At 73.3% G+C, this 11762-nt stretch carries 14 protein-coding genes; 13 read left to right on the forward strand and 1 reads right to left on the reverse strand.

Translation table 11 applies throughout. The features are described from left to right. Positions 1-167: 167 nt before the first annotated feature. Positions 168-359, forward strand: a complete 192-nt coding sequence (locus ACH4DX_RS04815; RefSeq protein ID WP_398117813.1) for an antitoxin — start codon at positions 168-170, stop codon at positions 357-359. A 227-nt stretch (positions 360-586) separates the two neighbouring features. On the opposite strand, the gene ACH4DX_RS04820 is transcribed toward ACH4DX_RS04815, so the two are convergent. Further along, entirely contained in the window at positions 587-1222 is a 636-nt protein-coding gene (locus ACH4DX_RS04820; protein ID WP_398153985.1) for a TIGR03085 family metal-binding protein, read from the reverse strand. 81 nt (positions 1223-1303) lie between these two features. On the opposite strand from ACH4DX_RS04820, the gene hisI reads away from it, so the two are divergent. The 12 genes from hisI (at position 1304) to ACH4DX_RS04880 (ending at position 11548) form a co-directional block, all read left to right on the forward strand. Further along, positions 1304-1687, forward strand: coding sequence for a phosphoribosyl-AMP cyclohydrolase (gene hisI / locus ACH4DX_RS04825; protein WP_398117817.1), 384 nt, complete (start codon positions 1304-1306; stop codon positions 1685-1687). 11 nt (positions 1688-1698) lie between these two features. Then, positions 1699-3222: an anthranilate synthase component I gene (locus ACH4DX_RS04830; RefSeq protein WP_398153986.1), complete on the forward strand. Its 1524-nt coding sequence runs from the start codon at positions 1699-1701 to the stop codon at positions 3220-3222. A 7-nt stretch (positions 3223-3229) separates the two neighbouring features. Beyond that, positions 3230-3886, forward strand: coding sequence for a TIGR02234 family membrane protein (locus ACH4DX_RS04835; RefSeq protein WP_398153987.1), 657 nt, complete (start codon positions 3230-3232; stop codon positions 3884-3886). A gap of 154 nt (positions 3887-4040) precedes the next feature. Then, entirely contained in the window at positions 4041-4274 is a 234-nt protein-coding gene (locus ACH4DX_RS04840) for an HGxxPAAW family protein (protein WP_398117823.1), read from the forward strand. Between the two features lie 106 nt (positions 4275-4380). Continuing rightward, positions 4381-4818 carry a DUF2752 domain-containing protein gene (locus ACH4DX_RS04845; RefSeq protein ID WP_398153988.1) on the forward strand — a complete coding sequence of 146 codons (438 nt, stop codon included), beginning with the start codon at positions 4381-4383 and terminating at the stop codon, positions 4816-4818. 178 nt (positions 4819-4996) lie between these two features. After that, positions 4997-5806 (forward strand): indole-3-glycerol phosphate synthase TrpC, encoded by an 810-nt coding sequence (gene trpC / locus ACH4DX_RS04850; protein WP_398117827.1) that lies wholly within the window; start codon positions 4997-4999, stop codon positions 5804-5806. A 7-nt stretch (positions 5807-5813) separates the two neighbouring features. Beyond that, on the forward strand, positions 5814-6101 hold the full coding sequence (trpM, locus tag ACH4DX_RS04855) for a tryptophan biosynthesis modulator TrpM (RefSeq protein WP_398153989.1): 288 nt from the start codon (positions 5814-5816) through the stop codon (positions 6099-6101). A gap of 422 nt (positions 6102-6523) precedes the next feature. After that, positions 6524-7810 carry a tryptophan synthase subunit beta gene (gene trpB, locus ACH4DX_RS04860; protein WP_398153990.1) on the forward strand — a complete coding sequence of 429 codons (1287 nt, stop codon included), beginning with the start codon at positions 6524-6526 and terminating at the stop codon, positions 7808-7810. Continuing rightward, positions 7807-8622, forward strand: coding sequence for a tryptophan synthase subunit alpha (gene trpA / locus ACH4DX_RS04865; RefSeq protein ID WP_398153991.1), 816 nt, complete (start codon positions 7807-7809; stop codon positions 8620-8622). The genes trpB and trpA overlap by 4 nt, the downstream gene beginning before the upstream one ends. Before the next feature lie 62 nt (positions 8623-8684). Next, on the forward strand, positions 8685-9464 hold the full coding sequence (locus tag ACH4DX_RS04870; RefSeq protein ID WP_398117834.1) for a DsbA family protein: 780 nt from the start codon (positions 8685-8687) through the stop codon (positions 9462-9464). A 104-nt stretch (positions 9465-9568) separates the two neighbouring features. After that, positions 9569-10606: a prolipoprotein diacylglyceryl transferase gene (gene lgt, locus ACH4DX_RS04875; RefSeq protein ID WP_398153992.1), complete on the forward strand. Its 1038-nt coding sequence runs from the start codon at positions 9569-9571 to the stop codon at positions 10604-10606. Between the two features lie 210 nt (positions 10607-10816). Then, a complete protein-coding gene (locus ACH4DX_RS04880; protein WP_398153993.1) occupies positions 10817-11548 on the forward strand; it encodes a VIT1/CCC1 transporter family protein in 732 nt (243 codons plus the stop codon). Positions 11549-11762 lie beyond the last annotated feature (214 nt).

An 11762-nucleotide genomic window follows, 5' to 3' on the forward strand; every position in this document is an offset into this window, starting at 1 on the left:
GGACTCGGCCCCGCTGGGCCGCGCGGCCGTCGCCTGGTTCGTGGCGGGGCTTCGGTGAGCGCGCTGGGGGGCCGTGGTGGGGCTGTGGCGGCTGCGGGGTGTGCGGATGCGAGGTGCGGGTGCGGACCCCATGCTTGAGGTGACCGACGACAGCAAGGAGGCCGGCCATGTCTGTGATGGACAAGCTGAAGCAGATGCTCAAAGGTCACGAGGACAAGGCAGGGAAGGGCGTCGACAAGGCCGGTGACTTTGTCGACGACAGGACCCAGGGCAAGTACAGCGGCCAGGTCGACTCGGCCCAGGACAAGCTCAGGGACCAGCTGGGCGGGGACCAGGGCGGCGGTCCGTCCCAGCGGTGACACCGCGGGGACGGCGGTGGGCCCGCGGCCGCCCACGGGGTGAGCCGGGGCGCCACGGGTGAGGATCTGCCGGGACGGCGGCGGTCGGCACGCGGTACGTGCCTGCCGCCGCCGTTTCGCACCACCGCCGCGCCGTTCCGGGCCGCACCGCTCAAGGCGTCCGGCCCGGCGGCGGCCCCACTCACCGCCCGGTGGCGTCCCCAGTCACCGCCCGGTGGCCTCCCCGCTCACAGCCCCAGCTGCTTCGTCTCGTGCAGCCGGGCGACCGCGTCCTTCTCGCCGGTGAGTTCCACGTCCGCCGCCTCCTGGCGGCCGAAGGCGAAGAGCAGCAGCTCGGAGGGCTCGCCCGTGGCCGTGACCACCGGAGTGCCGCGGTGGGCCACCGCTGTCTGGCCGTCGGGGCGCCGCAGGACCAGGCCCACCGGGGCCTTGCGGCCGACGACGCGGGCGAGGCGCTCCAGGCGGGACCACAGGGCGTCGGCGAAGACCGGGTCGAGGTCGCGCGGCGTCCAGTCGGGCTGGGCCCGGCGCACGTCCTCGGCGTGGACGTAGAACTCCACGGCGTTCGACGCCTCGTCGACCTGCTTCAGGTTGAAGGGCGAGAACCGCGGCGGTCCCGTACGGATGAGCTGGATCAGCTCCTCGTACGGCTTGGCGGCGAACTCGGCCTGCACCCGCTCGAGGCGCGAGGCGAGCTGCTTGATCAGGATTCCGCCCGCGGCGTCCGCACGCCGCTCGCGCACCACCACATGGGCCGCGAGATCACGGGTGCGCCAACCGTCGCAGAGGGTCGGAGCGTCCGGTCCCGCCGCCTCCAACAGATCGGCGAGGAGAAGCCGTTCACGCTTTGCATGGGTCGACATGGAGCCAGCCTACGACCGGGGCGCCGGTCCGCACAGTGGACACCCCCCGGGCGGGCGCCCACCATGGCCCACAATGGCCCCATGACCGCATCGCCCAAGGCCAGCAGCCTCGACCCCAGGATCGCCGCCCGCCTCAGGCGCAGCGCCGAAGGACTGGTCCCCGCCATCGCCCAGCAGTACGACACCGGCGAGGTCCTGATGCTCGGCTGGATGGACGACGAGGCACTGCACCGCACCCTGACGACGGGCCGCTGCACCTACTGGTCGCGCAGCCGCCAGGAGTACTGGGTGAAGGGCGACACCTCGGGCCACTTCCAGTACGTGAGGTCCGTGGCACTCGACTGCGACGCGGACACCGTCCTCGTCCAGGTCGACCAGGTCGGCGCCGCCTGCCACACGGGCACCCGCACCTGCTTCGACACCGACGTCCTTCCGGTGTCCGACGCCCCCGCACCGGGTCAGTAGGGTCTGTCCCCATGGACCTGGAGACCTTCCGCAAGCTCGCGACCGACCGCCGCGTCATCCCCGTCAGCCGCAGGCTCCTCGCGGACGGCGACACCCCGGTCGGGCTCTACCGCAAGCTCGCCGCCGAGCGCCCCGGCACCTTCCTCCTGGAGTCCGCGGAGAACGGCCGCACGTGGTCCCGGTACTCGTTCGTGGGCGTCCGCAGCGCCGCCACCCTCACCGTCCGTGACGGCGAGGCCCACTGGCTTGGCACCCCGCCCGTCGGCGTCCCCGTCTCCGGCAACCCCCTCGCCGCCCTGCGCGCCACCGTCGAGACCCTGCACACCCCGCGCGACCTGGCCGGCGCCGCGGGCCTGCCGCCGTTCACCGGCGGCATGGTCGGCTACCTGGGCTACGACATCGTGCGCCGCCTGGAGAAGATCGGCCCGGGGGAGCGGGACGACCTCGGGCTCCCCGAGCTGACCATGCTCCTCACCAGCGACCTCGCCGTACTCGACCACTGGGACGGCTCCGTCCTGCTGATCGCCAACGCGATCAACCACAACGACCTGTCGAGCGGCGTCGACGAGGCCCACGCCGACGCCGTGGCCCGCCTCGACGCCATGGAGGCCGACCTCTCCCGGCCCGTCTCCCAGCCCGCCGCCGTGCTGCCGCCGTCCGAGCTGCCCGCGTACACCGCGCTGTGGGGCGGCGAGCAGTACCAGGAGGCCGTCGAGGACATCAAGGAGCGCATCCGCGCCGGCGAGGCCTTCCAGGTCGTGCCGTCGCAGCGCTTCGAGACCCCCTGCGAGGCGAGCGCCCTCGACGTCTACCGCGTGCTGCGGGCCACCAACCCCTCGCCGTACATGTACCTGTTCCGCTTCCCCCACGGGGACGGGGAGGCGTTCGACGTCGTCGGGTCCTCGCCCGAGGCCCTCGTCAAGGTCGAGGACGGACGCGCCATGGTCCACCCCATCGCGGGCACCCGGCACCGCGGCGCCACCCCGCAGGAGGACCAGGCGCTCGCCGAGGAACTCCTCGCCGACCCCAAGGAGCGCGCCGAGCACCTGATGCTCGTCGACCTCGGCCGCAACGACCTCGGCCGGGTCTGCGAGCCGGGCTCCGTCGAGGTCGTCGACTTCATGTCCGTCGAGAAGTACTCCCACGTCATGCACATCGTGTCGACGGTCACCGGACGGGTCGCCGGGGGCCGCACCGCCTTCGACGTCCTGACCGCCTGCTTCCCCGCGGGCACCCTCTCCGGCGCCCCCAAGCCCCGCGCCATGCAGATCATCGACGAGCTCGAACCCTCCAGGCGCGGCCTGTACGGCGGCTGCGTCGGCTACCTCGACTTCGCGGGCGACTCCGACACCGCCATCGCCATCCGCACCGCGCTGCTGCGCGAGGGCACGGCGTACGTGCAGGCCGGAGCCGGGGTCGTGGCCGACTCCGACCCCGTCGCCGAGGACACCGAGTGCCGCAACAAGGCCGCCGCCGTGCTGCGCGCCATCCATACCGCGAACCGCCTGCACGCCGCCGCGGGCCGTGAGGGATAGTGGACGGGTGACTTCTGCCGTACCAACGCCCCGTACCGAGGACGCGCCGCAGGTGGCCGCCGACCCCGCCCCGCGCGGCGGCAGGCGCAGCCTCGCCGCCGCCCTGCTGCTCGGCGCCGCGGGCGCGGCCCTCGCGCTGCTCGCCTCCCGGCAGTCCTGGGCGCACGGCACCGCGGCCGTCGCGGGCGGCGACTTCCCGCTGACCGCCAAGGGCAGCGACGTCACGGGCGTGCCCGCGGCCCTCGCGATAGTGGGCCTCGCCGCGCTCGTCGCCGTCTTCGCCGTGCGCCGCACGGGCCGGGTGCTCGTGTCGCTGCTGCTCGCGCTCAGCGGCGCCGGCATCGTCGTGGCCGCGCTGCTCGGCGCGAACGACAGCGCCGCCCTCGACGACAAGGCCGCCGAGACCTCCGGCGACGCCGCCCAGCGGATCTCCGACCTCAGCCACACCGGCTGGCCCTACGCGGCCGTGGCCGCCGGCGCGCTGATCCTCGCCGCCGGTCTCCTCGCCCTGGTCCGCGGCCGGAACTGGCCCGCGATGTCGGGCCGCTACGAACGCGACGGCGCCCCCCGCCCCCGGGCCCCGCGCCGCGCCCCCGACCCGGACCGCCCCGAGGACCTGTGGAAGGCCATCGACCGCGGCGAGGACCCCACCCGCGAGGCCTGACCCGCCCGACGCGCCCGGGACCGGCGCCCACCCCCGCGCGCGGGCACACGCCCGGGTACGGGACAATGAAGCCGAGCGTCCGACTCACAGTGGCGCGACACCGGCGAACCGGGCCGGCGCACCACCCCACACGCATAGCTACGAGGAGCAAGTCATGGCGGGCAGCAGCCACGGACACGGTCACACCCCGGCCGCCTGGACGGGTGTCATCATCGCCTTCATCGGTTTCTGTGTCGCGGGCGCGTTCATGGTGATGGACAACCCGATCGGCTTCTGGGCCGGCATGGCACTCACCCTCGTGGGTGGCGTCGTGGGCGGCGCCATGCGCCTCGCGGGCCTCGGCCAGAAGCCCCAGCGGCCCGCCCGGGTGGCGGGCTCCGAGAGCTGACCCCGACCCGAACCCTTCGCCCACGGGGCGGCCGGAACACCTTCCGGCCGCCCCGTCGGCGTACCGGATCCGGCCGTCCCGGTGCCCCGCGGGAGACAATGCCGGGGTGAACACAGATCCGGGGACCACCGCGCCCCCGGGCGCGGACGGTGCGCTCCGGCGCCTCGGAGTGCCGCTCGCCGTGCTCGGCTCGGTCGCCGCGGCCCTCGCGTACGTCGCCGCCGTCGACCCCAACGAACCGGGCCACTACCCCGCCTGCCCGCTCCTGCACTACACGGGCCTGTACTGCCCCGGCTGCGGCGGCCTGCGCAGCGCCCACGCCCTCACCCACGGCGACCTGCCCGCGGCGCTCGGGGCCAACGCGGTGGCCGTCGCGGGCTTCGGCGTCCTCGCGGTGGTGTGGGTCCTGTGGGCGGCCGCCGCGGCCCGCGGACGCCCGGTGCCGCTCCGGCTCGGCCGGGCGCACCTGTGGGGCGTCGGCGCCGTCCTCGCCCTGTTCACCCTCGTACGGAACCTGCCGTCCGGCGCCTGGCTGCACCCTTAGCACTCCGCCGGGCGCCTGACAAATGTCCAGGTGGTGGGACCCGCGTCAACCGGATGCGGGTCCTTCGCCCCGCTGCGGATACCATCGCAGTGACCATGGGGTCGCCCACCGAGGGCGGGCCGAGTACCGCCGTAGTGCTTGAACGTAGGTTCAACCGTCCTGGAAGGGGGCCGCTCGCGTGAGTGTGCTCGACGAGATCATCGACGGAGTCCGTGCCGACCTCGCACAGCGACAGGCGCGTGTCGGCCTCGACGAGCTCAAGGAGCGCGCGGCGAAGGCTCCCGCGGCCAAGGACGGCGTGGCCGCGCTGCGCGGCGACGGCGTCAAGGTCATCTGCGAGGTGAAGCGCTCCAGCCCGTCCAAGGGCGCGCTCGCCGCGATCGCCGACCCCGCCGGGCTCGCCGCCGACTACGAGGCGGGTGGCGCCGCCGCCATCTCCGTGCTCACCGAGGAGCGCCGCTTCGGCGGTTCGCTCGCCGACCTGGAGGCCGTCCGCGCCAAGGTCGACGTCCCGGTGCTCCGCAAGGACTTCATCGTCACCTCGTACCAGCTGTGGGAGGCCCGCGCGTACGGCGCCGACCTCGCCCTGCTGATCGTCGCCGCCCTCGACCAGCCGGCCCTGGAGTCGCTGATCGAGCGCGCCGAGTCCATCGGCCTCACCCCGATCGTGGAGGTCCACGACGAGGACGAGGCCGAGCGCGCCGTGGACGCCGGGGCGAAGGTCGTCGGCGTCAACGCCCGCGACCTGAAGACGCTCAAGGTCGACCGCGCCACCTTCGAGCGCGTCGCGCCCGAGCTGCCCGACTCCGTCGTCAAGATCGCCGAGTCCGGGGTGCGCGGGCCGCACGACCTCATCGCCTACGCCAACGCCGGGGCCGACGCCGTGCTCGTGGGCGAGTCCCTGGTCACCGGCGGCAACCCGAGGTCCGCCGTGTCCGACCTCGTCGCCGCCGGGGCCCACCCCGCGCTGCGGCACGGGCGGGGCTGACCCGCCGATGCGCTCCGACCGCCGCGCCGTCGCCGTCCGCCCGGGTTCGCGCCCGGACGGCGGGCGCGCCTGCGTGCGGTCGGCGGCGGCGCCGGTGCCCGCCACCGGGGTCCGCGATCCGTACGCGCGGCTCGCGCGCGGGTGCCGTCCTCGGGGGTGCAGGGCGCCTGCGCGGCGGGTGCACGGGCGTCGGGTGCGGTACGTCATCGGGGACGAGCCCGGTCAGGTGAACGGCATGCGATGGCGCCCGCGCGACGCGCGCCACCGCCTTCGCCCGCGCCACCGGCACGCCTAGGCCCCTGCCCGGGGCCCTTCCGGCACCGCCGGACGCCGTCGTCCGGGTTGCTCGCCGTCGCGGCGGATCGAACCTCCCCGAGCCCACCCCTTTCCCGAGACCGGGGGCTCCGCCCCCTGGACCCCCGGGCGGGTGGGGCGTCCCGTACCCCCGGCAGTCCTGGGACGGTGCGGTGCCCCGGCTTCCGTACCCGCACCCCGGGCGGAGAGTCACGGGTGGGTGGGAACGATCCGCCGCGCGGCGGCGGGCCGGTCCGCGGCCCGAGGACGACGGTCACGGGCGGGTGGACGGGAGCGATCCGCCGCGCGGCGGCGGCTTCTCCCGTACCTGTCCAGGGGCGGGACACCTGCCCCCGGCCCCGGCCGGCAAGGCCCCCGCGCATACGGTGACCACAGCCCACCCCACTCCACGTGAGGTTCCCCATGCCCAGCGAGTACTTCATCCCCGACCCGGAGGGTCGCACCCCGAGCGCCGAAGGCTACTTCGGCGCGTTCGGCGGCAAGTTCATCCCGGAGGCCCTCGTCGCCGCCGTCGACGAGGTCGCCGTCGAGTTCGACAAGGCGAAGTCCGACCCGGAGTTCGCCCGCGAACTCGACGACCTCCTGGTCAACTACACGGGCCGCCCGAGCGCCCTCACCGAGGTGCCGAGGTTCGCCGAACACGCCGGTGGCGCCCGCGTGTTCCTCAAGCGCGAGGACCTCAACCACACCGGGTCACACAAGATCAACAATGTGCTCGGGCAGGCCCTGCTCACGAAGCGGATGGGCAAGACCCGGGTCATCGCCGAGACGGGCGCGGGCCAGCACGGCGTCGCCACGGCCACCGCCTGCGCCCTGTTCGGCCTGGACTGCACCATCTACATGGGCGAGATCGACACCGAGCGCCAGGCCCTGAACGTGGCCCGCATGCGGATGCTCGGCGCCGAGGTCATCGCCGTGAAGTCCGGCAGCCGCACCCTGAAGGACGCCATCAACGAGGCGTTCCGCGACTGGGTCGCCAACGTGGACAGGACCCACTACCTCTTCGGGACCGTCGCGGGCCCGCACCCCTTCCCCGCCATGGTCCGCGACTTCCACCGCGTCATCGGCGTGGAGGCGCGGCGGCAGATCCTGGAGCGCGCGGGACGGCTGCCCGACGCCGCCGTCGCCTGCGTGGGCGGCGGCTCCAACGCCATCGGCCTCTTCCACGCCTTCATCCCGGACACCGGCGTACGTCTCGTCGGCTGCGAGCCCGCGGGGCACGGCATCGAGACCGGTGAGCACGCGGCCACCCTCACCGCGGGCGAGCCCGGCATCCTGCACGGCTCGCGCAGCTATGTGCTCCAGGACGACGAGGGCCAGATCACCGAGCCGTACTCGATCTCCGCGGGCCTGGACTACCCCGGCATCGGCCCCGAGCACGCCTTCCTGAAGGACAGCGGCCGCGGCGAGTACCGCGCGGTCACCGACGACGCGGCGATGCAGGCCCTGCGCCTGCTCTCGCGCACCGAGGGCATCATCCCGGCGATCGAGAGCGCGCACGCCCTCGCGGGCGCCCTGGAGATCGGCCGCGAGCTGGGCGAGGACGGCCTGCTCGTGGTCAACCTGTCGGGACGCGGCGACAAGGACATGGACACCGCCGCCCGCTACTTCGACCTGTACGCCACCGACGCCACCGTCGCCGCGGACGCCGCGGGCGACGGTGCCGAGATCGAGGGGGACGCCAAGTGAGCGGCACCATCGAGCTGTTGGACCGGACCCTCGCCGCCGCGAAGGCCGAGGGCAGGGCCGCCCTCATCGCCTATCTGCCCGCGGGCTTCCCCACCGTGGACGGCGGCATCGAGGCGGTCAAGGCCGCCTTCGACGGCGGCGCGGACGTGGTCGAGGTCGGCCTCCCGCACAGCGACCCCGTCCTGGACGGGCCCGTCATCCAGACCGCCGACGACATCGCCCTGCGCGGCGGCGTCAGGATCGCGGACGTACTGCGGACGGTGCGCGAGGCGCACGCGGCCACCGGCAAGCCCGTCCTCGTCATGACGTACTTCAACCCCGTCGACCGCTACGGCGTCGAGCGGTTCACCGCCGAGCTTGCCGAAGCGGGCGGCGCCGGCTGCATCCTGCCCGACCTGCCGGTCCAGGAGTCGGCGCGGTGGCGCGAGCACGCCGCCAAGCACGACCTCGCCACGGTCTTCGTGGTCGCCCCGAGCAGCAGGGACGAACGGCTCGCGACGATCACCGCGGCGGGCTCCGGCTTCGTGTACGCGGCCTCGCTGATGGGGGTCACCGGCACCCGCGCGTCCGTGGGCGTCCAGGCGCAGAACCTGGTGGAGCGCACCCGCGCCACCACGGACCTGCCGGTCTGTGTCGGCCTCGGCGTCTCCGACGCCCGCCAGGCCGCCGAGGTCGCGGGCTTCGCCGACGGCGTCATCGTGGGTTCCGCGTTCGTCCAGCGGATGCTCGACGCGGCCGACGAGGCGGCCGGCGTCGCCGCGGTCCGTGCGCTCGCGGGTGAACTCGCCGAAGGAGTGCGCGGACACGCGTAATCCTTAAGAGTGGCCTTGGGCCGGGGAGGCACGCTGGGGCCTCCCCGGTTCGTTTGCCGGGTGTGAGCGAGATGAACCGAGAAGGCAAGCGAACGGCCCGCGAGCGGATGGCGGAAGAGCGAGAGCGGGAGAAGGCGCGCGACAAGCGGCGCCGTGTGCTCCTGGTGAGTGTGACCGTCGTCGGGGTGCTCGCCCTGGCCGCGGTCGTCGGCCTGCTCGCGGCGAACTCCGGCGACGACAAGAAGAAGGACACCTCGGGCCCGGTCGTCGCGCCGAAGGGGGCGAGCGGCGACGGCGGTCTCTCCATCCCCCTCGGCAAGGACAGCGCCAAGTCCCGGCTCACCGTCTGGGAGGACTTCCGCTGCCCGGCCTGCAAGCAGTTCGAGGACATGTACCGCTCGACGATCAACGAGCTGACCGCCCAGGGCAAGCTGAAGGTGGAGTACCACCTCGCGACCCTCATCGACGGGAACATGGGCGGCAGCGGCTCCCTGCGCGCGGCCAACGCCGCCGCCTGCGCCCAGGACGCCGGCAAGTTCGCTCCGTACCACGACGAGCTGTTCAAGAACCAGCCCCCGGAGCCCGACGACGCCTTCGGAGACAACGCCAAGCTCCTCGACCTCGCCGGAAAGGTCGAAGGACTGGTGACGGACACGTTCAAGAAGTGCGTGGACGACGGCAGCCACGACAGCTGGGTCGGCAAGTCCAACGAGGCCTTCCAGAAGGCCAAGCTGCGCGGCACGCCCACGGTCCTGCTCGACGGCAAGGACATCTTCAGCGACCAGAAGAACCCGCTGACGCCCCAGAAGCTGAAGGCCCAGGTGGAGAAGGCCAACCAGTAGCCCGACACGGGGACGGGCGGCGTCCGGCCGCCCGGTCCCGTTACTGACCCGTTGCCGGGCTGGCTGCCGTCGCCGCCGCCCGGCACGGTAGCGTCGACCCTGCCATGGAATTTGCCTACATCCCCAGCCCGTCCCGCGGAGTGGTCGACCTCGGTCCCATCCCGCTGCGCGGCTACGCGTTCTGCATCATCATCGGCGTCTTCGTTGCCGTGTGGCTCGGCAACAAGCGATGGATCGCCCGCGGCGGCCGACCAGGCACCGTGGCCGACATCTCCGTGTGGGCGGTGCCCTTCGGGCTCGTCGGCGGCCGCCTCTACCACGTGATCACGGACTATCAGCTGTACTTCAGCGACGGCCGCGACTGGGTGGACGCCTTCAAGATCTGGGAGGGCGGGCTCGGCATCTGGGGCGCGATCGCCTTCGGCGCGGTCGGCGCGTGGATCGGCTGTCGCCGGCGCGGGATCCCGCTGCCCGCGTGGGCCGACGCCCTCGCGCCCGGCATCGCCGTCGCCCAGGCGATCGGCCGCTGGGGCAACTGGTTCAACCAGGAGCTGTACGGCAAGGAGACGGACCTGCCGTGGGCCCTGAAGATCACGTCCGCGGAGGACGGGCGGGTGCCCGGCACCTACCACCCGACGTTCCTGTACGAGTCGCTGTGGTGCATCGGCGTCGCCGCCCTGGTCATCTGGGCCGACCGCCGCTTCAAGCTCGGCCACGGCCGCGCCTTCGCCCTCTACGTCGCCTCGTACTGCGTGGGCCGCTTCTGGATCGAGTACATGCGCGTCGACGACGCCCATGAGTTCCTCGGCCTGCGCCTCAACAACTGGACCGCTCTCGCCGTCCTCGTGCTCGCCGTCGTCTACTTCGTGGTGTCGGCGCGTACGCGGCCGGGGCGCGAGGAGGTCGTCGAGCCCTCCGCGGGGTCCGGGGTCCTTGGCGGCGGCGACGGCGTGAAGACCGACGGAGGCGAGCCCTCGGACTCCACCGAGTCCGACTCCACGGGCTCCGACTCCACGGGCTCCGGCTCCAGCTCCACCGGCTCCAGCTCCACCGGCTCCAGCTCCACCGGCTCCGGCTCCGCCTCCGTCCAGGCCGACGCGAAGTCCAAGGGGACCGCGGAGTCGGCCGCCGAGAAGGGCTGAGCGAGGCCCGCACCGCCGGGTCGGTTCGCGGCGTTTTCACAGGTAAGTACGGCCTTCCTTGCTGGCGGACAAGATTTTTCGCGCGTACTTTCGATGGTGTTCAGGGGGAGGAGACGGGGCCCAAAGGGCCCTGTCCGTGTGTGCCGGGGCGCGGAGCCGCGAGGCGCGCCACGTGTCCCCGTCCGCACCAGGAAGGAGCACGGGTCCGCCATGGCCATCATCGAGACCGAAGCAGCACTCCACGAGGCGCACCGCGACAACCACACCCACCGCGACGTCAACGGCGGCTGGCTGCGCCCCGCCGTGTTCGGCGCCATGGACGGCCTCGTGTCCAACCTCGCGCTGATGACCGGTGTCGCAGGCGGATCCGTCTCGCAGCAGACCATCGTCATCACCGGCCTCTCGGGCCTCGCCGCGGGCGCCTTCTCCATGGCGGCGGGCGAGTACACCTCCGTCGCCTCCCAGCGCGAGCTGGTCGAGGCGGAACTGGCCGTGGAGCGCAGGGAGCTGCGCAAGCACCCCAAGGACGAGGAGCGGGAGCTGGCGGCGCTCTACGAGTCGCGCGGCGTCGAGGCCGGTCTCGCCCGCGAGGTCGCCCGGCAGCTGTCCGAGGACCCCGAGCAGGCCCTGGAGATCCACGCCCGCGAGGAGCTCGGCATCGACCCGGGCGACCTGCCCTCGCCCCCGGTCGCCGCCGTGTCGTCCTTCGGCGCGTTCGCGCTCGGCGCGCTCCTTCCCGTGCTGCCGTACCTGCTCGGCGCCGACGCGCTGTGGCCCGCGGTGCTGCTCGCCCTGGTGGGGCTCTTCGCCTGCGGTGCGGTGGTGGCCAGGGTGACCGCGCGGTCCTGGTGGTTCAGCGGGCTGCGGCAGCTGGCTCTGGGCGGCGCGGCGGCGGGTGTGACGTACGCCCTGGGCACACTGTTCGGGACGGCCGTAGGATAGGCGGTCGCAGGTGTATGCAGGATCCTGCATAAGTAGTCGTTACCGTGCGGTTTCGATTCCTTCGTGGCTGGGCATGAGCCGTAAGCGCTGCGGGCAACGAGGCCCGTGACGCTCCGGGCCCCGCGGTCAACGATCTGTCCGCCGGAGCCCCTTTTTCTCCGCTCGCCACCCCGGAGCGCTCTGTCCACATGCTGGAATGAAGTATCCGCTTTTC

This window comes from Streptomyces sp. NPDC017940, from assembly GCF_044328435.1.
In the GTDB taxonomy this organism is placed as follows: domain Bacteria; phylum Actinomycetota; class Actinomycetes; order Streptomycetales; family Streptomycetaceae; genus Streptomyces.

Coding starts and splice junctions, on each gene's coding strand:
- ACH4DX_RS04815 (WP_398117813.1), top strand. CDS start 168: ATGTCTGTGATGGACAAGCTGAAGCAGATGCTCAAAGGTCACGAGGAC.
- trpB (WP_398153990.1), top strand. CDS start 6,524: ATGCCCAGCGAGTACTTCATCCCCGACCCGGAGGGTCGCACCCCGAGC.
- ACH4DX_RS04830 (WP_398153986.1), top strand. CDS start 1,699: ATGGACCTGGAGACCTTCCGCAAGCTCGCGACCGACCGCCGCGTCATC.
- ACH4DX_RS04820 (WP_398153985.1), bottom strand. CDS start 1,222: ATGTCGACCCATGCAAAGCGTGAACGGCTTCTCCTCGCCGATCTGTTG.
- ACH4DX_RS04840 (WP_398117823.1), top strand. CDS start 4,041: ATGGCGGGCAGCAGCCACGGACACGGTCACACCCCGGCCGCCTGGACG.
- hisI (WP_398117817.1), top strand. CDS start 1,304: ATGACCGCATCGCCCAAGGCCAGCAGCCTCGACCCCAGGATCGCCGCC.
- trpM (WP_398153989.1), top strand. CDS start 5,814: ATGCGCTCCGACCGCCGCGCCGTCGCCGTCCGCCCGGGTTCGCGCCCG.
- lgt (WP_398153992.1), top strand. CDS start 9,569: ATGGAATTTGCCTACATCCCCAGCCCGTCCCGCGGAGTGGTCGACCTC.
- ACH4DX_RS04880 (WP_398153993.1), top strand. CDS start 10,817: ATGGCCATCATCGAGACCGAAGCAGCACTCCACGAGGCGCACCGCGAC.